Annotated in this window: 20 protein-coding genes, 1 tRNA gene, 1 rRNA gene and 1 pseudogene; 10 read left to right on the forward strand and 13 right to left on the reverse strand. The window is 69.8% G+C overall.

Annotation, left to right across the window (positions count from 1 at the left end):
- Positions 1 to 112: 112 nt before the first annotated feature.
- The 8 genes from queE (at position 113) to recF (ending at position 7,168) form a co-directional block, all read left to right on the forward strand.
- Positions 113 to 745 (forward strand): 7-carboxy-7-deazaguanine synthase, encoded by a 633-nt coding sequence (gene queE / locus BMX97_RS29420; protein ID WP_091754700.1) that lies wholly within the window; start codon positions 113 to 115, stop codon positions 743 to 745.
- A gap of 85 nt (positions 746 to 830) precedes the next feature.
- Positions 831 to 1,187: a 6-carboxytetrahydropterin synthase QueD gene (gene queD / locus BMX97_RS29425; protein WP_060849121.1), complete on the forward strand. Its 357-nt coding sequence runs from the start codon at positions 831 to 833 to the stop codon at positions 1,185 to 1,187.
- Between the two features lie 273 nt (positions 1,188 to 1,460).
- Entirely contained in the window at positions 1,461 to 2,123 is a 663-nt protein-coding gene (locus tag BMX97_RS29430) for a nucleotidyltransferase family protein (RefSeq protein ID WP_244538706.1), read from the forward strand.
- A gap of 500 nt (positions 2,124 to 2,623) precedes the next feature.
- Complete coding sequence (gene dnaA / locus BMX97_RS29435) at positions 2,624 to 4,126, forward strand: chromosomal replication initiator protein DnaA (RefSeq protein ID WP_060845196.1); 1,503 nt, start codon at positions 2,624 to 2,626, stop codon at positions 4,124 to 4,126.
- Positions 4,127 to 4,303: 177 nt separating this feature from the next.
- Positions 4,304 to 5,425: a DNA polymerase III subunit beta gene (gene dnaN / locus BMX97_RS29440; RefSeq protein WP_060845197.1), complete on the forward strand. Its 1,122-nt coding sequence runs from the start codon at positions 4,304 to 4,306 to the stop codon at positions 5,423 to 5,425.
- A gap of 43 nt (positions 5,426 to 5,468) precedes the next feature.
- Positions 5,469 to 5,717 (forward strand): type II toxin-antitoxin system ParD family antitoxin, encoded by a 249-nt coding sequence (locus tag BMX97_RS29445; RefSeq protein WP_091754701.1) that lies wholly within the window; start codon positions 5,469 to 5,471, stop codon positions 5,715 to 5,717.
- Positions 5,714 to 5,938 (forward strand): type II toxin-antitoxin system RelE/ParE family toxin, encoded by a 225-nt coding sequence (locus tag BMX97_RS29450; protein WP_091754702.1) that lies wholly within the window; start codon positions 5,714 to 5,716, stop codon positions 5,936 to 5,938. Before BMX97_RS29445 ends, BMX97_RS29450 begins: the two co-directional genes overlap by 4 nt.
- Positions 5,939 to 6,022: 84 nt before the next feature.
- The gene (gene recF, locus BMX97_RS29455; RefSeq protein WP_091754703.1) at positions 6,023 to 7,168 is read left to right on the forward strand and encodes a DNA replication/repair protein RecF; all 1,146 of its coding nucleotides are present in this window, start codon (positions 6,023 to 6,025) and stop codon (positions 7,166 to 7,168) included.
- 6 nt (positions 7,169 to 7,174) lie between these two features.
- On the opposite strand, the gene BMX97_RS29460 is transcribed toward recF, so the two are convergent.
- Complete coding sequence (locus BMX97_RS29460; RefSeq protein WP_091754704.1) at positions 7,175 to 7,576, reverse strand: type II toxin-antitoxin system VapC family toxin; 402 nt, start codon at positions 7,574 to 7,576, stop codon at positions 7,175 to 7,177.
- Positions 7,576 to 7,815 carry a type II toxin-antitoxin system VapB family antitoxin gene (locus BMX97_RS29465; RefSeq protein ID WP_091754705.1) on the reverse strand — a complete coding sequence of 80 codons (240 nt, stop codon included), beginning with the start codon at positions 7,813 to 7,815 and terminating at the stop codon, positions 7,576 to 7,578. Before BMX97_RS29465 ends, BMX97_RS29460 begins: the two co-directional genes overlap by 1 nt.
- An 86-nt stretch (positions 7,816 to 7,901) precedes the next feature.
- Between BMX97_RS29465 and recQ the strand changes: the two genes are divergently transcribed.
- A complete protein-coding gene (gene recQ / locus BMX97_RS29470) occupies positions 7,902 to 9,746 on the forward strand; it encodes a DNA helicase RecQ (protein ID WP_091754706.1) in 1,845 nt (614 codons plus the stop codon).
- Positions 9,747 to 9,940: 194 nt separating this feature from the next.
- Here recQ and rsgA read toward each other — a convergent pair whose 3' ends face one another.
- From rsgA to BMX97_RS29510, 9 genes and pseudogenes are all read right to left on the reverse strand, one after another.
- Positions 9,941 to 10,975 carry a ribosome small subunit-dependent GTPase A gene (gene rsgA, locus BMX97_RS29475; protein WP_091754707.1) on the reverse strand — a complete coding sequence of 345 codons (1,035 nt, stop codon included), beginning with the start codon at positions 10,973 to 10,975 and terminating at the stop codon, positions 9,941 to 9,943.
- Between the two features lie 44 nt (positions 10,976 to 11,019).
- A pseudogene (locus BMX97_RS34010) lies at positions 11,020 to 11,127 on the reverse strand (IS5/IS1182 family transposase); the annotation flags it as partial.
- Positions 11,128 to 11,214: 87 nt separating this feature from the next.
- A complete protein-coding gene (locus BMX97_RS29480; protein ID WP_244538707.1) occupies positions 11,215 to 11,517 on the reverse strand; it encodes a hypothetical protein in 303 nt (100 codons plus the stop codon).
- Positions 11,514 to 12,284, reverse strand: a complete 771-nt coding sequence (locus BMX97_RS29485; protein ID WP_091754709.1) for an RlmE family RNA methyltransferase — start codon at positions 12,282 to 12,284, stop codon at positions 11,514 to 11,516. Before BMX97_RS29485 ends, BMX97_RS29480 begins: the two co-directional genes overlap by 4 nt.
- A 120-nt stretch (positions 12,285 to 12,404) precedes the next feature.
- A complete protein-coding gene (locus BMX97_RS29490) occupies positions 12,405 to 13,514 on the reverse strand; it encodes a Ppx/GppA phosphatase family protein (RefSeq protein ID WP_060845205.1) in 1,110 nt (369 codons plus the stop codon).
- 183 nt (positions 13,515 to 13,697) lie between these two features.
- Entirely contained in the window at positions 13,698 to 14,561 is an 864-nt protein-coding gene (locus BMX97_RS29495) for an ABC transporter ATP-binding protein (RefSeq protein WP_091754710.1), read from the reverse strand.
- A 2-nt stretch (positions 14,562 to 14,563) separates the two neighbouring features.
- Positions 14,564 to 15,376: an ABC transporter permease gene (locus tag BMX97_RS29500; RefSeq protein ID WP_091754711.1), complete on the reverse strand. Its 813-nt coding sequence runs from the start codon at positions 15,374 to 15,376 to the stop codon at positions 14,564 to 14,566.
- 19 nt (positions 15,377 to 15,395) lie between these two features.
- Positions 15,396 to 16,400, reverse strand: a complete 1,005-nt coding sequence (locus BMX97_RS29505; RefSeq protein WP_091754712.1) for an ABC transporter substrate-binding protein — start codon at positions 16,398 to 16,400, stop codon at positions 15,396 to 15,398.
- 172 nt (positions 16,401 to 16,572) lie between these two features.
- Positions 16,573 to 17,052 carry a response regulator gene (locus BMX97_RS29510; RefSeq protein WP_048432124.1) on the reverse strand — a complete coding sequence of 160 codons (480 nt, stop codon included), beginning with the start codon at positions 17,050 to 17,052 and terminating at the stop codon, positions 16,573 to 16,575.
- Positions 17,053 to 17,198: 146 nt separating this feature from the next.
- Here BMX97_RS29510 and BMX97_RS29515 point away from each other — a divergent pair, with 146 nt between their 5' ends.
- Entirely contained in the window at positions 17,199 to 17,909 is a 711-nt protein-coding gene (locus BMX97_RS29515) for an alanyl-tRNA editing protein (protein WP_091754713.1), read from the forward strand.
- A 50-nt stretch (positions 17,910 to 17,959) separates the two neighbouring features.
- Here BMX97_RS29515 and BMX97_RS29520 read toward each other — a convergent pair.
- Both BMX97_RS29520 and rrf read right to left on the reverse strand, forming a co-directional pair.
- A tRNA-Met gene (locus BMX97_RS29520) sits at positions 17,960 to 18,036 on the reverse strand.
- Positions 18,037 to 18,086: 50 nt separating this feature from the next.
- Positions 18,087 to 18,202 (reverse strand): 5S ribosomal RNA (gene rrf, locus BMX97_RS29525).
- Positions 18,203 to 18,377 lie beyond the last annotated feature (175 nt).

An 18,377-nucleotide genomic window follows, 5' to 3' on the forward strand; every position in this document is an offset into this window, starting at 1 on the left:
TGCGCCGGGCGCCCTTGCGGGCGCGGGCCGCATCTGACACGCCAGGGCGACCGTCTCGATCCACAGGGGAGCACCGCGCGACGCCGCAAGGCGGCGCCCGACGACCGACATCATGAGCTACGCCGTCAAGGAGATCTTCCACACCCTCCAGGGCGAGGGCGCCCAGGCCGGGCGCGCCTCGGTGTTCTGCCGCTTTTCCGGCTGCAACCTGTGGAGCGGCCGCGAGGCCGACCGGGCGCAAGCCGCCTGCCGGTTCTGCGACACCGACTTCGTCGGGACCGACGGCGTCGGCGGCGGCCGCTTCCCCGACGCGGAGGCCCTGGCCGAGGCGATCGAGCGGACCTGGAACGGGGCGCGGGGCCGGCGCTACGTGGTGTTCACCGGCGGCGAGCCGCTGCTCCAGCTCGACGACGCCCTGCTCGCCGCCGTGCATGCCCGCGGCTTCGAGGTCGCGGTGGAGACGAACGGCACGCAGGCCGCCCCGGCGGGGATCGACTGGATCTGCGTCAGCCCCAAGGCCGGCGCGCCCCTGCGCCTCACCGGCGGCCACGAGCTGAAGCTCGTCTACCCGCAGGACGGCCTCGACCCGGACGCACTCGCCGAGCTCGACTTCCGCCACCTCTGGCTCCAGCCGATGGACGGGCCCGACCGGATCGCCAACACCCAGGCCGCGGTGGCCCATTGCCTGCGCGACGCCCGCTGGCGCCTCAGCCTGCAGACCCACAAGCTGATCGGGATCCCGTAGCCGCCGCACGGGCCCGCACGGGTTCGCCCGCCGGCCCCATCGGTGCTAAGGGGCCGCCCAACTCCATCTCCAGAACAGACGACCGATGAAGATCACCCAGGCCTTCACGTTCGAGGCCGCCCACCGGCTGCCGAACGTGCCCGCGACCCATCGCTGCCACCGCATGCATGGCCATTCCTACCGGGTCGAGCTGACCCTCGACGGGCCGGTCGACCCCGAGACCGGCTGGGTCGTCGACTTCTTCGACGTCGAGGCCGCCTTCGGGCCGGTGCTCGAGCGGCTCGACCATTACTGCCTCAACGAGGTGCCGGGCCTCGAGAACCCGACCGCCGAGCACATCGCGGTCTGGATCTGGGAGAAGACCCGGCCGGCCCTGCCGCTCCTGTCCTCGGTCAAGGTGTTCGAGACGCCGATGTCGTGGGCGGAATATACCGGGGCGTGACACGGAGTGCCTGTTCCAGCGCACATGTCAGTCGGCGATCCGGAAAGCAGGCGCTCCTATCCTCTCACCTCATCCTGAGGTGTTGGCGATCGCAGATCGCACGCGATCGAAGATCGACCGACCTCGAAGGAGGGCTCCAGGGATCACGGCGACATCTGGAGCCCTCCTTCGAGGCTCCCGTTGGTCGCACCTCGGGATGAGTTGAGAGAACAGGGTCACCCTGCCGTGTTCACACAGCCGACCGAAAAGCCCGCTCGCACAGGCTCCGACGAGGTGGAGCGTCAGCAGCGGCTCGCCGCCATCGTCCGGGCCGATCCCGACCTGATGGCGCTCCTGGCGAAGGCCCGCGACCTCGCCCTGCCGCAATGGCGCCTCGTCGCCGGCTGCCTCTACCAGACGGTCTGGAATGTTTTGACCGGGCGGCCGCGCGGGCACGGCATCCGCGACTACGACCTGATCTACTTCGATTCCGACCCGTCCTGGGACGCCGAGGACGCGGTCTTGCGACGCGCGGCCCCGGTTCTCGCGGGTGGCGTCGGCCCGGTCGAGATCCGCAACCAGGCCCGGGTCCATCTCTGGTTCGAGCGCCGTTTCGGCAGCCCCTACCCTCCCCTGCCGAGCGCCGATGCGGCCTTGTCCCGCTACGCGGCGATCGTCCACGCGGTCGGGGTGCGGTTCGAGCCGGACGACGCGCTCTCGATCGTCGCGCCGTTCGGCCTCGCCGACCTGTTCGGAATGGTCGTGCGCCCCAACCCCGCCATCGCCAACGGGCCGGCCTACGCCGCCAAGGCGGAACGGGCCCGGGCGCTGTGGCCCGAGATCACGGTGCTGCCGTGGCCTGGAGTAGGCGACCCGGCTGTCAAGTGCGCGGGAGACACGGCGGCGGTTTCCAACGGGCTGTCCCCCGGGCCCTCCCCGTTCTCGACAAGTGGTTGAGCTCGCAGGGATCTTTTGGCGCCCGCAACGTCGCTTCAACGAAACGGTCACGATTCCAGCACCTTGCCGCCGGACAGGCTGTGGATCGGGTGGGGGTGGCTGCATCGTGTAACGATCGGTTCACTTTGCGGTCGATCGTTCCTGTTGCGGGGCGTCACCAGGACAGCCTAGTTTTTGGCCCATGCCCGCCCTTCGCGCGGGTCTCGTCCCGCTCTGAGATGATCGACCTGACCGGCTTCCGGGCACGACGCGCCCGGGCGTCGCCGTGGGCTGCCGCCAACCCTTGGCGCCGCCTCGCGGATTTCGGGGTCCCCGGTCCTTAAGAGAAACGAGACCAGTTGTTGATAGACCGGGGTGAACCACGGGAAAAAGGCACGGGAGCCGTTGACTCCCTCGGCCCTTCGACCCGGCCGCCGGGCCCCTCGTCCGGGGTGCGGCAAGCGTATCTGCGTACGGACCGGGTCGCGGGCAACCGCGGACGGGCCGAGAAGGGACCAGTCATGCGTGTGGACGGCAGCTTGGCGGAAGGAGTCGGCTCCGGCCGTGGCGGCAACGGCGACGACGGCCGCACCAGCGGCACCGCCGACATCGCGGGAGCCTGGCAGCGGGTGAAGCGCCGCCTGCGGGCGGAGCTCGGCGAGGACGTGTTCGCGAGTTGGTTCGCCCGGCTCGAGCTTCAGGACGTGTCCGGCGGCGTCGCCCGCCTCACCGTGCCGACCCGGTTCCTGAAGAGCTGGATCGAGTCGCACTACATCGACCGGGTGCTCGCCACCTTCCGCAGCGAGGCCGACGGCATCGAGAGCCTGGAGGTCGGGGTGCGCGGCGCGATGGCCCCGGCCCGGCCGGGCGCCGCCGCCGCGGCCAAGCCCGCCCCGGCCCCGCGCCCGGCGGCCTCCGCCGGCTTGGCCGCCGAGCTGCCCGAGCCCGAGCGCCAGGCCCGCGGCGCCGCCCCGGAGGGGGATCTCGGCGGCGCGCCGCTCGACGCGCGCCTGACCTTCGAGAGCTTCGTGGTCGGCCGCTCGAACGCGCTGGCGCACGCCGCCGCCGAGCGGGTCGCGCGCCACGACGGGGGCCCTGCGCTCTACAACCCGCTCTACTTCCATGCCGGCGTGGGTTTGGGCAAAACCCACCTCCTGCACGGCATCGGCCACTCGGTGAAGAACGCCGGGCGGCGGGTGATCTACCTCACCGCCGACCGCTTCATGTACGGCTTCGTCAACGCGCTGAAGACCCAGAGTGCGCTGGCCTTCAAGGAGAAGCTGCGGGCGATCGACGTCCTGATCCTCGACGACGTGCAGTTCATCCAGGGCCGCTCGATCCAGGCCGAGTTCGGCCACACCCTCAACGCCCTCATCGATGCCGGGCGCCAGGTCGTGGTGGCGGCCGACCGGCCGCCGACGGAGCTGGAAGCCCTCGACGAGCGCGTCCGCTCGCGCCTCGCCGGCGGCCTCGTGGTCGAGATCGGCACCCTCGACGAGGCCCTGCGCGCCTCGATCCTGCAATCGCGCCTCGAGGCGGTGCGGGCCTCGCACCCGGCCTTCGAGGTGGGTCCCGCGGTCGCCGAATACGTGGCGAAGGCCATCACCGCCAACGGCCGCGACCTCGAAGGCGCGGTCAACCGGCTCCTGGCCCACGCGACGCTGACCGGGGCGCCCGTCACCCTCGACACCGCCGAGACGGCGATCCGCGACCTCGTGAAGAACCGCGAGCCGAAGCGGGTCAAGATCGAGGACATCCAGAAGCTGGTGGCGAGCCGCTACAACGTCTCGCGCTCCGACATCCTCTCCGAGCGCCGCACCGCCGCGGTGGTCAAGCCGCGCCAGATCGCCATGTACCTCTCGAAGGTGCTGACGCTGCGCTCCCTGCCGGAGATCGGCCGGCGCTTCGGCGGTCGCGACCACACCACGGTGCTCCACGCCGTGCGCAAGATCGAGAAGGCGATCGGCGAGGACACGGCGCTCTGCGACGAGGTCGAGCTCCTGAAGCGCATGCTCCAGGACTGATGTCCTCAAATCGATAACCCTGTGCGACGCGCGCGGGGGAGGCTCGTGGATGAGCCTCCCCCGCCGGCTTGCCTTCGGGGAGCGCCTTCGCCAAAGTTCCCGTCCCGTGCGTGCACGGGGCAACGAGTGCGGTTGCCGGCCTTGAACGGTCGGTCGTTCGAGACACGGATCACCCTGATGAAAGTCACCGTCGAGCGCGCGGCCCTTCTTCGGTCGCTCGGCCACGTGCACCGCGTCGTGGAGCGGCGCAACACGATCCCGATCCTGTCGAACGTGCTGCTGCGCTCGGGGCCGGACGGCCTCCAGCTGAAGGCCACCGACCTCGACATCGAGGTGACCGAGACGATCCCCGCCGACGTGGTCGACGGCGGCGCCATCACGGTGCCGGCCCACGTCATCTACGACATCGTGCGGAAGCTGCCCGACGGCGCCCAGGTCTCGCTCGAGACCAGCGGCGAGACCGGCCAGATGCTGATCCGCTCGGGCCGCTCGCGTTTCACCCTCGGCGCCCTGCCGGAGGGCGATTTCCCCGACCTCGCCGCCGGCGAGTTGCCGCACCGCTTCGAGCTGCCGGCCGCCGACCTCAAGCGCCTGATCGACAAGACCCAGTTCGCGATCTCCACCGAGGAGACGCGGTACTACCTCAACGGCATCTTCTTCCACACCATCGACGCCGAGGGCTCGCTCAAGCTGCGGGCGGTCGCCACCGACGGCCACCGCCTCGCCCGCGTCCAGATGGAGGCGCCGGAGGGCAGCGGCGGCATGCCGGGCATCATCGTGCCGCGCAAGGCCGTGGCCGAGATCCAGAAGCTCGTCGAGGATGGCGGCGAGACCGTCGGCGTCGAGATTTCCTCCGCCAAGGTGCGGTTCAGCTTCTCGTCCGGCGTCACCCTGATCTCGAAGCTCATCGACGGCACCTTCCCGGATTACGCCCGCGTCATCCCGACCGGCAACGACAAGCGCCTGACGGTCGAGCGCGACCAGTTCGCCAAGGCGGTCGACCGCGTCTCGACGATCTCGTCCGAGCGCGGCCGCGCGGTGAAGCTCGCCATGACCGACGGACGCCTGTCGCTCTCGGTCAACAACCCGGATTCGGGTTCGGCGACCGAGGAGCTGGACGTCGACTACGAGTCCGGCCCCCTCGATATCGGCTTCAACGCCCGATACCTCCTCGACATCACCGCCCAGCTCGACGGCGACACTGCCCTGTTCCGCCTCGCCGATCCGGGCTCGCCGACGGTGATCCAGGACCGCGAGGGGGCGCCCGCGCTCTACGTGCTGATGCCGATGCGGGTGTGAGGGCGGGATTGCGCGCGGCGAGAGTCGCGCGCACAGTCATGCCATGTCGAAATCCGTCTCCCTCGATTCCCCTTCAGCATCCCTTCTCGATGCCCTCGTCGGAACCGGCCGGTACGGTTCGGAGAGTGAGGTCGTGGAAGAGGCCCTGCGTCTGCTGAGCAGCCGGGAGGCCCAGATCGCTCGTCTCCGGCAGGCATGGCGAGAGGGCGTGGAGGGCGGCAACTATCAGCCGGCCGAGATCGTGTTCGCCGAGTTGGAGGAACGCTACAGGACCCCGGATAGCGAGGCGTGAGGCGCGTCGTCATCTCCGCGCCAGCGGCCAAAAACCTCAGGGATGTCTGCGACTACATTGCGACCGATAGCCCTGTTCGGGCTCTACGATTCGTCGCCGCGCTCAAAGAGCGCTGCCTCAGCCTCGCGTTCCATCCGTTCCGCGGCAAACCTGCTCCTGAGATCGGTCTTGACGTGCGTATGCTGGTCGAAGGCAACTACCTGATCCTGTATCGCGTCTAGACCGAGATCGTGATGATCGATCGGATCATCTGCGGCGCACGCGACATGGCGGGCCTCGACGACGACCTGTGATATGGCCCGGGGATGACCGAGCCAGACCCCTTGCGCGTCACCCGACTGATCGCCCGCGACTTCCGCAACCACGCCGATCTCGACCTCGCGGTCGGACGCCACTTCGTCGCGCTGGTGGGGGAGAACGGGGCCGGCAAGACCAACATCCTGGAGGCCCTGTCGCTCTTCGCCCCCGGCCGGGGCCTGCGCCGGGCCGATTTCGCCGGGATGGCGCGCGAGGGCGGGGCGGGCGGCTTCGCGGTCTCGCTGACGCTCGAGGGTCCGAACGGCGACCACCGCATCGGCACCGCCTGGGAGCCGCCGCGGGGCCGCGACGAGCGCGGCGGCCGGCTCTGCCGCATCGACGGGGCCACCGCCCCCTCCCCTACCGCCTTTGCCGAGCAGGTGCGGGTGGTCTGGCTCACCCCCGACCTCGACGCCCTGTTCCGCGGCCCCGCCGGCGACCGGCGCCGCTTCCTCGACCGGCTGGTGCTCGCCGTCGATGCCGGCCACGGCGCCCGGGTCAACGCGATGGAGCGGGCCTTGCGCTCGCGCAACCGCCTGCTGGAGGAGCGGCCCGACGACGGACCCTGGCTCGACGCGGTGGAGCGCGAGGTGGCGGAACTCGCCGTCGCGGTGGCGCTCGCCCGCCGCGAGACCGTGGAACGCCTCGACAGCCTGATCCTGTCGACCCGCGACGAGGCCTCGCCCTTCCCCTGGGCCGGGGTGCGGCTGGAAGGCGACATCGACGACCTCGTGGCGGTCTGGCCGGCGGTCGATGCCGAGGACCGCTACCGCGCGATCCTGCGACAGAACCGGTTTCGCGACCGCGCCGCCGGCCGGACGCTCGCCGGCCCCCAGGCCTCCGACCTCGTGGTCCGCCACGGCCCCAAGGACGTGCCCGCCGCCACCGCCTCGACCGGCGAGCAGAAGGCGCTGCTGATCGGCCTGGTGCTGGCGCATGCCCGCCTCGTCACCGGGATGAGCGGGCTCAGCCCCCTCGTCCTCCTCGACGAGGTCGCCGCCCATCTCGATCCTCGGCGGCGCGCCGGCCTGTTCGACGCGCTGGAGGCCCTGCCGGGGCAGGTCTGGATGACCGGGGCCGATCCGGTGCTGTTCGGCGAGCTGGGCGGGCGGGCGGACGTGGTGCAGGTGGCGGAGGGGAGCGTGCGCGCCTGAACGGCCTCAGAGCGTCGGCGGCAGCGTCGTGCGGCTGAAATCGTTGCCGACGAACAGCAGCGGCAGGCCGCGGACGGCCGCGCAGGCATAGGAGAAGCAGTCGCCGAGATTGAGCCGCGCGGGATGGCCCCGCCCTTTGCCGTAGCGGGCATAAGCCAAGAGGGCGCCGTTGACCTCGGCCTCCGCGACGGCAACGAGCCCGATGCGGCTGATCGTCATGAATCCCCTCACCTGCCGTTCGGCATCCTCGACGGACAGGCCAGCCTCGCGGCTGATCGCCGTGACGGCTACGAAGACCGCAAGGGTCGACGTGACCGGATCCTGCGCATCATCGATCTGATTGGTCAGATCCGTCGCCCCGGTTTCCTTGAGCAGGATCGCGACGATCGCCGAGGCATCGACGAACATCAGGGTTCGCCGTTCAGGTCGTCGAAGAAGGCCTTGTCCGCCTTCAGCCCGGTGCGCCGGAACGACGCGATATAGTCCTGGATCGGCTTGATGCGCTCGACCAGCGGGACGGATTCCTCGCGGCGGGCGATCTCGGCGGTCAGCGCCAAGCGGACGGCTTCCGTCTTGCTCACGCCGGCCATCGTCGCCAATTTGTCAGCCAGCTGATTCACCTCCTGGCTGCGGATGTTGAGCGACATGGGACGCGATCCTGTGTAGACACCGTCGCCAGCATGTCTACACGCCTCGCGCTCCGTCGCAAGGCCGCGCAGAGCGATCGAACCCCATGACGAACCGCCTCGACGAGGCCCGCGCCGCCCTTCGCAAAACCTTCGGCTACGAGGATTTCCGTCCCGGCCAGGCCGAGGTGATCGGCGCCGTGCTCGACGGGCGCGACGTCTTCGCGGTGATGCCGACGGGCTCGGGCAAGTCGATGACCTACCAGCTCCCCGCCCTGGTGGAGCAATCGCTGACCGTCGTCGTCTCGCCCCTGATCGCGCTGATGCACGACCAGGTGAAGCAGATGGAGGCCTTCGGCATCGAGGCCGGCACCCTCAACTCGTCGGTGTCGGAATCGAGCGCCCGGGAGACCTGGCGCGGCATCCGCCAGGGCAGCTTGCGCCTGCTCTTCGTCTCGCCCGAGCGGCTCCTGATGGACGGCCTGATCGAGGCGTTGCAGGGCGCGGGCGTGCGCCGGCTCGCCGTCGACGAGGCCCACTGCGTCTCGCAATGGGGCCACGACTTCCGGCCCGAATACCGCGACCTCGCGCGCGCTCGCGAGGCGCTCGGCGACGTGCAGACCGTGGCGCTGACCGCGACGGCGGACGCCGCGACCCGGGCCGACATCTCCGAGCGGCTGTTTCCCCGCGGGCGCAAGCCCGAGCTGTTCGTCCATTCCTTCGACCGGCCGAACATCCGCCTGACCTTCGCGCCGAAGGAGCACCCGACGCGCCAGCTCTCGCGGTTCCTGCGCCCGCGCAAGGCCGAGAGCGGCATCATCTACTGCTCCTCGCGAAAACGCACCGAGCAGATCGCCGAGATCCTGCAGCAGGACGGCTTCAACGCGCTCGCCTACCATGCCGGGCTGGAGCAGAGCGTGCGGATGCGCAACCAGGACACCTTCCTGCAGGAGGACGGCGTCGTGGTGGTGGCGACCATCGCCTTCGGCATGGGCATCAACAAGCCGGACGTGCGCTACGTCTGCCACGCCGACATGCCCTCGACCATCGAGAGCTACTACCAGGAGATCGGGCGGGCCGGCCGCGACGGGCTGCCGGCCGACACGCTGACCCTCTACGGCCTCGACGACATGGCGCTCCGCCGCCGCCAGATCGACGAGAAGGAGGTGCCGGACGACCGCCGCCGGATCGAGCGCCGCAAGCTCGAGGCGATGATCGGCCTGTGCGAGGGCGCGACCTGCCGGCGCCAGTCGCTCCTCGGCTATTTCGGCGAGCAGAGCGAGCGGTGCGGGCGCTGCGACCTCTGCCGCGGCGGCGTCTCGCTCATCGACGGCACCGTGGCGGCCCAGAAGGTGCTCTCGGCGGTGGTGCGCACCGGCCAGCGCTTCGGCGCCGCCTATATCTGCGACCTCGTCCACGGCAAGGAGAGCGAGCAGATCCGCCGCAACGGCCACGTCCAGCTCAAGACCTTCGGGGTCGGCTCCGACAAGCCGGTGGCGGCCTGGCGGGCGATCCTGCGCCAGCTCTTCGCCGCGGGTGCGGTGGCCGAGAACGGCGACGGCTATGGCGGCCTGTCCCTCACCGACAAGGGCGAGGCGATCCTGTTCGGCCGCGAGCCGGTGCAGCTGCGCCCCGATCCCGAGCCGAAGGCCCCCAAGGAGCGCCGCCGCGCGACCCAGGACGACGACACGCTCGGCCTCTCGGAAACCGACGAGGCGCTGTTCCAGCACCTGCGCGGCCTGCGCGCGACGCTCGCCCGCCAGGAGGGCGTCGCCGCCTACATGATCTTTCCCGATCGCACGCTGATCGAGATGGCGCGCGCCAAGCCCGTCGACCTCTGGGCCCTGCGCTCGGTCCACGGGGTGGGCGAGCGCAAGCGGGATGCCTATGGGCAGCCCTTCGTGGAGGCGGTGGCGGAGTTCCTGGCGGATGCGGCGAAGCGGGCGGGGTGAGCGGGGCTTTTCACGGAAAGCCCTTCAGACCGCGTATCCCCGCACCCTGTCGATCCGACAGGATGAGTCGCATAGCCTCTGTGGCGTAAGGTCGATGCGCTTGGTGGTCGGCGGACTTTCCCGTCCGCTTACCCATGTTGTCCGCCACCCTGAGCCCGATAGGCAGAACGACCGCATGGGGTGGGCAGAGATGTCTACCCGCCCGCACTCCGTCGGCCGCGCGGACCCGTGGAGGCTGGCGTGTTGTCGTGGTTTTCATCGAGGAGCTTGCGCCAGCGGGTCAGGCGCTCGGGGTTGACCGTACCGTCGGCGACGGCGGCCTGCACGGCGCAGCCGGGTTCGTGCGCGTGCGTGCAGTCGCGGAACCGGCACGAGTGTGCGAGTTCGGTGATCTCGGCAAACAGCGTTGCGATCCCTTCCGTCGCGCCGCTGACGTGCAGCGTTCGCATTCCCGGTGTGTCGATCACCCAGCCGCCCCCCGCGATGGCGTGCAGAGACCGCGCCGTCGTGGTGTGGCGTCCCTTGGCGTCGTGTTCGCGAATGCCTCCGGTTTCCTGGGGAAGCGCTTGTCCCGGGCCGGCGAGCGTGTTCACCAGGGTCGATTTGCCGACACCGGAAGAGCCGACCAGCGCCACGGTCTGGCCCACCCCGCACCACGAGGCCAAGGTGCGGGCAGCCTCCGGAAGCCGGGGATTGACGATCACGACGTCGAGCCCGCGCTGCAACTCGGCCGCCTGACGGCGGTAGACGTCAGCATCGGCCGCCATGTCGGCCTTGGTGAGCAGTATCACCGGATTCGTGCCGCCCTGGTTGGCGAGAGCCAGATAGCGCTCGAGTCGGGCCTGATTGAAGTCGGCGTTGCAGGAGGTGACGATGAACAGCGTATCGACGTTGGCTGCGGCTGGCTGCAGGGTTCGGCTGCCTTCGACGCGTCGCTCCAGGACCGTCCTGCGGGTCAGGCGTCGGTGAAGCATCCGGGTCCGGGGATCAACCAGGACCCAATCGCCCACGGCGAAATCACCGGTATTCGTATGAACGGGTAGCGTCAGCTCGACTGATCCCGCCTCCGACAGGGCGCTCAGGCGTGAGCGGTGAACCATGGCGATCCGCACGGGAGCGAGATCGGCTTCGTGCGGCTCACGCTGCTCCTCGAAGAAGGTGAGCCAACCCAGGCTCGCAAGCGGCGCAGGCGGGAGGGAATGGGGAAGATCGGTCACCCGGCGACACATGGCATGACCTCGGTCCGGTGACCAGCCGCTCGCAAGGGCCCGCTTCATCCTGCCCGTGCGAAGCGCTTGGCGAGGATCATGGCTGCGGCGAGGACGAAGACGGCGAGCGCGGACGATCTGGCGGTTTCGTCATCGCGGGCGAGCCTGCGGCACCAACCGACCCGCCGCTGGGACGATCGACGAGGAACCGTACGTCCCCCCTTCGACGAGAGAGGAAGAACGCATCCGCCTCATAAGGTTCAGGGTGGCGTGATTGCCATCGTCGGCCGCCCCCGCCGCGCCCGAAAATCCCGCAGGGTCGCGTCCAGTCGCTCCCGCAACGCCGTCTCCGACAACGGCCCGGCGAGGACGAGGCTCGCCAACACCTCCGGATGCTTCAGCCGCTGCTTCGGCGTCCGAGCGTGGTTGGCCACCCGCAACTGCCCCTCGGCACCGGGCAGGCCGAAATAGAAGCTCTCGCCCCGCATGCCCTGACCGATCTCCAAAAAGCCCTCGTCCAGCAGAAGCGCCCGGGCGCGAGCGATCGCCGCCGCCGGCGTCACGGCCGCCAGCCCGCCTCGTCCTCCTCGTCGCCGACATCGGTCTCGCGATACGGCCCGTCCGTCGCCTCGGCGCCGCGATAGCCGGTCGCCAGCACGTAGAGCTCGCTCGAATCGGCCCGGCTCGCCGCCGGCTTGACATGGCGCACGTTCGAAAAGTCGCGCTTCAGGTCGGTGAGCAGGCCGCCCTCGGTACCACCCTGCAGCACCTTGGCGAGGTAGAGGCCGCCCGGCGCGAGGACCTCGCGGGCGAAGGCCAGGGCCGTCTCGGCGAGCCCCATGATCCGCAGGTGGTCGGTCTTCTTGTGCCCGGTGGCGTTGGCGGCCATGTCGGACATCACGATGTCGGCCGGCCCGCCCAGCATCTCGGTGAGAAGCCCCGGCGCGGTCGGATCGAGGAAGTCGAGGGTGACGAAGTCGACGCCGGGCATCGGCTCGATCTCCAGGAGGTCGATGCCGACTACCCGCCCCCGGGGGGCCGACGCGCCCGGGTGGCTGCCGACCTTGGCGGCCGCCACCTGCGACCAGCCGCCGGGCGCGGCGCCGAGATCGACCACCCGCTGGCCGGGCTTGAGCAGCCGGAAGCGCTCGTCGATCTCAAGGAGCTTGAAGGCCGCCCGCGACCGGTAGCCCTCGCGCTTGGCGCGGGCCACGTAGGGGTCGTTGAGCTGGCGCTCGAGCCAGATCTTGGAAGAGACCGTGCGCCCGCGCCCGGTCTTGACCCGCTGCTTCAGGTCGCCCCGGAGGCCGCCGCCGCGACGATCGCTCATATGCCTTGACCTTCGATGTCCGAAAAACGTTTCACGGCAGATGACGCCCGCGGCCCGCGGGCGCAAGCCCGCCGACGACATCCGTGCGGGCCCGCCTCGCGAAAGCCCCGAACCCGGCCGTCAGCTCGGCCGCCCTCCCCGACGCCAGACCCCGTCCTCGCGCATCATGTTCATCAAGAGGCCCTCGCGCAGGCCGCGATCGGCGATGCGCAGGCGCTCGGACGGGAAGGCCCGGCGGATCGCCTCCAGGATGGCGCAGCCGGCCAGCACCAGGTCCGCCCGGTCGCGGCCGATGCAGGGGTTCTGCGCCCGGTCCGACAGGCGGGTCGAGAGCAGGCCGTCGATGGCGTCGGTGACCTCGCGGTCGCGCATCCACAGACCGTCGATCCGGCGCCGGTCGTAGCGGGGTAGGCGCAGGTGGGTGGCGGCGAGCGTCGTCACCGTGCCGGAGGTGCCGAGCAGGTGGAAGTTCGGCGCATGCGCCGCCGCGCCGGCGATCAGCGCGAACTTGGTCAGGCGGTCGGCGACCTCCTCGACCATGCCCTCGAAGACCGGGCGGGTCACGTCGGCCCCGCCGTAGCGCTCGGCCAGGGTGACGACGCCGACGGGCAGCGAATCCCAGGCGCGGATGCGCAGGGTCGGGTCGGCGCTGCGGGCGAGCGCGGCCGAGCCGTCGAGCCAGATGATCTCGGTCGAGCCGCCGCCGATATCGAAGATCACCACCGATTCGGCGTGCCGGTCGGCGAGCGCCGCGCAGCCGGTGACCGCGAGATAGGCTTCCGTGCGCCGGTCCACCACCTCGAGGTCGAGCCCGACCTCGCGGTGGACCCGGTCGACGAAGGCCGCGCCGTTGACGGCGAGCCGGCAGGCCTCGGTGGCGATCGACTTCGACCGCACCACCCCGCGGCTGCGCATCTTGCCGAGGCAGACCGCGAGCGCGTCGACCGTGCGCTCGACGGCGTCGTCGCTGAGCCGGTCGGTGGTCCCCAGGCCCTCGCCGAGGCGCACGATGCGCGAGAACGCGTCGATCACCCGAAACCCGTAGGGCGCCGGCTCGGCGATCAAGAGCCGGCAGTTGTTGGTGCCGAGATCGAGCGCCGCATAGGCGCGCCGATCCGGGCGACGTGGGGGGTCGACCCCCGCCGGATCCGGCGGAGGCGCGGTCGCGCGCGCTGTCTCGGCATACTCCGCGGCGCGCGCCGGCACGGAGACGGCGGTCTCATCCCTCATCGGCGATGCCGATATCCTTCACGTCCGACCCTGGCGGGACGGATTAAGCCCATCACATGAGGGAAGCTTACGTGGCTCCGGGCCGAACGCAAAGCCGCGATCGTGCCGCGCCGCGCGCCGATGCACCGGGACGACGCGGCCCCAACCAAGCACAGCCGTCGATCGGCGACCGGGATTCGTCGGTCAATCGACCGCCGACCCGGTGAGTTCGGCCTGTGTGAAGCGCTGCTGCTCCTCCATCACCAGCCCGGCGAGCTCGCGCTTCAGCGCATTGAACTCGGCCGAGGCGGTATCGCGCGGGCGGGCGAGCGGCACGATCAGGTCGCGCTTCATCCGGCCCGGGCGGTAGGTGAGCACGACGATGCGGTCGGCGAGGTAGATCGCCTCCTCGATCGAGTGGGTCACGAACACGATGGTCTTGCGGTACTCGGCCCAGATCCGCAGCAGCTCGTCCTGGAGCGTGCGCCGGGTCAGGGCGTCGAGGGCGCCGAACGGCTCGTCCATCAGCATCACCGGCGGGTCGAGAGCCAGGATGCGGGCGATGGCGACACGCTGGCGCATGCCGCCCGACAGGTCCTTGGGAAACCGCCCGAGGAAGTCCGACAGGCCGAGCTTCTGGGCGATGCGGGCAACCACCGCATCGGCCTCGGACCGGGCGACGCCCTTGATGTCGAGGCCGAAGCGGATGTTCTGCTCGACGGTCATCCAAGGGAAGAGGGCGTATTCCTGGAAGACCATGCCCCGCTCGGGGCCCGGATCGACGACCGGGCGGCCGTTCATCCGGATCGACCCGCCGGTGAGGGGCGAGAACCCCGCGATGGCGTTGAGAAGGGTGGACTTGCCGCAGCCGGACGGCCCGAGCAGGCAGACGAACTGCCCGCCCGGGATCGCCGCGGAGACGCCGTCGAGCGCCACCACGGCGCCCTCGCCGGTGCCGAACACCTTCGAGGCGTTCTCGATCGCGATCTCGGCGGCGCTCGGGCCGGGGCGGGCGGCGGGCTCGGGGCGGCGGAGCGGGGCCGTCGCAGTCTTTGCTTGCGCGGTCATGGTCAGCGCTCCAGGCCGCGATGCCAGCGCAGCAGGTGGTCGTTGAGGCGCGACATCGCGCCGTCGATGACGAGGCCGAGGATGCCGATCGTCAGCATGCCGCCGATGATCTTGTCCGACCACATGTACTCGCGCGCCTCCAGGATCCGGTAGCCGAGCCCGTCCGAGACCGCGATCATCTCGGCGACGATCACCACGATGAAGGCGGTGCCGATGCCGATGCGCATGCCGGCGAGCACGAACGGGCTCGCCGCCGGCAGGATCACCCGGCGGAACATCGTCCAGGAATTCGCCCCTAGGTTGCGCGCCGCCCGGATGTAGATCGAATCGACCTGCCGCACGCCCGCCACCGTGTTGACGAGGACCGGGAAGAAGGTGCCGAGCGCGATCAGGAACAGGGCCGGCGGGTTGCCAAGCCCGAACCACACGATGGCGAGCGGGATGTAGGCGATCGGCGGGATCGGTCGCAGGATCTGCAGGAGCGGATTGACGAGGCCGTAGAGCCGGTCGCTCGTGCCCATCAAGAGCCCGACCGGCAGCGCGAGGCCGACGCCGATGGCAAAGCCCGCGAGGACGCGGCCCAGGCTCGCCACCGCATCGTGCGGCAGCTCGCCGGAGAAGAGCCAGGCGGTGTAGCTCTGGGTCGCCGGGTCGTAGGGCAGGGCCGGCACGAGGCTGGCGATCCAGCGCGAGGCCACCGCGCTCGGCGGCGGCAGCACTACGGCGGAGAAGAGGCCGGCGCGGCTGGCGGCCTCCCACAGGATCAGGAGCCCGACCGGCAGCAGGGCGCCGCGGAACGCGGAGAGGCGGGTCACGAAAGGTCTCCGGACCGGCTCAGTTGGTCTTCGACGGGGTCTTGGGGTCGCTCTTGGCGCCGAGCTCGGCCTTCGCCTTCTCCAGCAGGTCGAGCTTGACCCATTCCGCGTCGCCCTTCGGCGGGTTGACCATCTTGCCGAGCCCGTACTTGTGCATCAGGTCGGCCGTGACCTGCATGTGGCCGGCCGGCATGTCGTAGGTATAATCCGCGTTCTCCATCGAATCGCGAAAATCCTTGCTGCTGAGCTGGCCCTTGAACACCGTTTCGCGGACGTACTTCTCGGCGAGGTCCGGCTTCTCGATGAAGGTCTTGGTCGCCTCGACGAACAGCTTGAGAACCCGAGCGGCGATCTCGGGCTTCTCGGTGTACATCTTCTCGGTCATGACGAGCGGGCGGTAGGGCACGCCGACCGGGGTGTCGTAGGGCTTGACGATCTCGTAGCCCCAGCCGTTCGAGATCGCTTGCGTCGATTGCGGCTCGCTCTGGCAGATCACGTCGACGTACTTTTGCGCCAGCGCCTGGTTCAGGTCGGCGTAGTTGTTGAAGTAGACGAGCTGCACGTCCTTGCCCGGCCGTTCGGACCAGGTGATGCCGTTCTTCTCGAGCTCGGCGAGCAGCATCAGGTCCTGGGTGCCGCCGCGCACCACCGCGACCTTCTTGCCCTTCACGTCGGCCAGCGTCTTGGCGCCGAGATCGGGCCGGCCGAGGATGCGCACGCCGCCATTGGCGAAGCCCGCCACCACCAGAAGCTTCACGCCGTTGCCGCGCGCCGCCACCGCGCCGTCGGCGCCCGAGGCCGCGATGTCGATCTGGTCGACCGCCATCGCCGGATAGATGTCGGCGCCCTTGGCGAACTGCTTCTCGTCGATCTTGAGGTTATATTTTCCGGCGATCTCCTTCATGTAGGAGATCGCGCCGTAATGGGCGAATTTCAGGTTGCCGAGGCGCACGACGTCCTGGGCGGCGGCCGGGCCGGAGATGGCCGCCAGGGCGGCGGCGACGGCGGCGAGGCGCTTGAGCATGCTTCACTCCCTGTCCGTCCGGCCACTGACGGGCCTGAATCGGTTCGGACGGGATATTGGACAAAAGTCGAGCCTGGCGGAAGCGTGATCGCGGGGCCGACGCTAAGACTTTAGACTCCGGGATTAAATCCGGACCATGGTCCGCCGATGTCAGAACCTGATCGCGGCACCCTTACAACAGGCCCTTGACCGCGGCCGCGGCGGCCAGCCGCGGCTGGGGCCGCAGCAGGCTCTTCACCTGAGAGAACGGACGCGGGCGGTTGATCACCTCGTCGAGGCGCGACCACAGGGTCTTGGGCGAGAACGGCTTGGCGATGATCTCGTTGACGCCGAGGTTGATCGCGCGATCGACCACGTTGCGGCGCGGCTGGGCCAGCATCAGGATGATCGGCACGGTAGGCGCCGGCGAGGTGGCGGGCGTGCGCGCGAGACGGATGAACTCCTCGCCCGAGAGGATCGCCAGGTCCCAGTCGAGCACGACGAGGTCGGGCTTGCTCTCGGCGAGCACGCCGAGCGCCTCGGCGCCGTCGGGCGCTTCCAGGAGACGCTTGATGCCGACGCGCATCAGCATGTCGCGCACGATGCGGCGGATGTAGAGACTCTCGTCGACCACGAGGGCCGAGAGGTCCGGGAAGGTCGGAGTGGCGATCATCGCGGGCTTCGTCTCGAATCTTGCCGGAGATTGAACGGGCAGCCCTACGGTTTCGCTAATCGACGTGGTTAATTCCTGGTGACCTCGACGGCGGCACGGCGACGGGCCACTCTCGCTGGCACGACTCACCGATCCCGCGAGGCCCGATGTCCACCACTCTCCTGTTTCGCGACGACGCCTTCCTGCGCGAGGCCGGCGCGCGCGTCCTGGCCGCCGACGAGACCGGCGTGGTCCTCGACCGGACCGTGTTCTACGCCCAGGGCGGCGGGCAGCCCGGCGACCGCGGCCGGATGGTGCGGGAGGACGGCAGCGCGATCACGGTCGCCGACACCGTCTACGGCGCCGACAAGAGCACGGTGCTGCACAAGGTGGCGACGACCGAGACGCTGCCGCGGCCGGGAGAGGCGGTCCGTCTCGTTCTCGACTGGCCCCTGCGCCACGCCCGCATGCGCGTGCACACCGCCCTGCACCTGCTCTCGGTCGCCCTCCCCTACCCGGTGACCGGCGGATCGATCGGCGACGGCGAGGGCCGGCTCGACTTCGACATCCCGGATGCCGGGCTCGACAAGGAGGAGGTGACGGCTCGCTTGCGCGAGATGATCGCGCGGGACGCGGCCGTGTCCACGCGCTGGATCAGCGACGAGGAGCTCTTGGCCAATCCGGGGCTCGTGAAGACGATGTCGGTGAAGCCGCCGATGGGCAGTGGGTGCGTGCGCCTGGTGGCGATCGACGGCCTCGACCTCCAGCCCTGCGGCGGCACCCACGTCGCGCGGACGGGAGAGATCGGCTCCGCGACGGTCACGGCGATCGAGAAGAAGGGCAAGCAGAACCGCCGCGTGCGCATCGCCCTTGCCTGAACATACGAAAAACCCCGCCGGCGATGCCGAGCGGGGTTTTTCGTATGGTTTGGTTGCGGGGACAGGATTTGAACCTGTGACCTTCAGGTTATGAGCCTGACGAGCTACCGGGCTGCTCCACCCCGCGCCAAGGCGCGATCCGGATCGTGACGAGGGAATGTATGACGTGCTTGGCAGGTCTGGCGGTGACCGACTCTCCCGTGTCTTGAGACACAGTACCATGGGCGCTGGGGCGGTTAACGGCCGAGTTCGAGATGGGATCGGGTTCTGATCACCCCGCTCTGACCACCAGACCGGCCAAGCACGTCGTCCGGCAAGCATGTTTTTGCGAGTGGCAGCCGGGTGGCTGGTTCGCGCGTCTTCATCGTGTTGTGGTTGGGTTGATCCGGACACGGATCATGAGAGCGATCAAGCCGATCGAGCGATTAGTACTGGTCAGCTCAGCGCGTTACCGCGCTTGCACATCCA

The sequence above is a fragment of the Methylobacterium sp. ap11 genome, from assembly GCF_900110515.1.
Lineage (GTDB): Bacteria > Pseudomonadota > Alphaproteobacteria > Rhizobiales > Beijerinckiaceae > Methylobacterium > Methylobacterium ajmalii.

Excerpts from the sequence above, each read along its gene's own strand:
- queE (WP_091754700.1), top strand. The coding sequence starts at position 113 with ATGAGCTACGCCGTCAAGGAGATCTTCCACACCCTCCAGGGCGAGGGC.
- queD (WP_060849121.1), top strand. The coding sequence starts at position 831 with ATGAAGATCACCCAGGCCTTCACGTTCGAGGCCGCCCACCGGCTGCCG.
- dnaA (WP_060845196.1), top strand. The coding sequence starts at position 2,624 with ATGCGTGTGGACGGCAGCTTGGCGGAAGGAGTCGGCTCCGGCCGTGGC.
- dnaN (WP_060845197.1), top strand. The coding sequence starts at position 4,304 with ATGAAAGTCACCGTCGAGCGCGCGGCCCTTCTTCGGTCGCTCGGCCAC.
- BMX97_RS29445 (WP_091754701.1), top strand. The coding sequence starts at position 5,469 with ATGTCGAAATCCGTCTCCCTCGATTCCCCTTCAGCATCCCTTCTCGAT.
- recF (WP_091754703.1), top strand. The coding sequence starts at position 6,023 with ATGACCGAGCCAGACCCCTTGCGCGTCACCCGACTGATCGCCCGCGAC.
- BMX97_RS29460 (WP_091754704.1), bottom strand. The coding sequence starts at position 7,576 with ATGTTCGTCGATGCCTCGGCGATCGTCGCGATCCTGCTCAAGGAAACC.
- BMX97_RS29465 (WP_091754705.1), bottom strand. The coding sequence starts at position 7,815 with ATGTCGCTCAACATCCGCAGCCAGGAGGTGAATCAGCTGGCTGACAAA.
- recQ (WP_091754706.1), top strand. The coding sequence starts at position 7,902 with ATGACGAACCGCCTCGACGAGGCCCGCGCCGCCCTTCGCAAAACCTTC.
- rsgA (WP_091754707.1), bottom strand. The coding sequence starts at position 10,975 with ATGTGTCGCCGGGTGACCGATCTTCCCCATTCCCTCCCGCCTGCGCCG.
- BMX97_RS29485 (WP_091754709.1), bottom strand. The coding sequence starts at position 12,284 with ATGAGCGATCGTCGCGGCGGCGGCCTCCGGGGCGACCTGAAGCAGCGG.
- BMX97_RS29490 (WP_060845205.1), bottom strand. The coding sequence starts at position 13,514 with ATGAGGGATGAGACCGCCGTCTCCGTGCCGGCGCGCGCCGCGGAGTAT.
- BMX97_RS29495 (WP_091754710.1), bottom strand. The coding sequence starts at position 14,561 with ATGACCGCGCAAGCAAAGACTGCGACGGCCCCGCTCCGCCGCCCCGAG.
- BMX97_RS29505 (WP_091754712.1), bottom strand. The coding sequence starts at position 16,400 with ATGCTCAAGCGCCTCGCCGCCGTCGCCGCCGCCCTGGCGGCCATCTCC.
- BMX97_RS29510 (WP_048432124.1), bottom strand. The coding sequence starts at position 17,052 with ATGATCGCCACTCCGACCTTCCCGGACCTCTCGGCCCTCGTGGTCGAC.
- BMX97_RS29515 (WP_091754713.1), top strand. The coding sequence starts at position 17,199 with ATGTCCACCACTCTCCTGTTTCGCGACGACGCCTTCCTGCGCGAGGCC.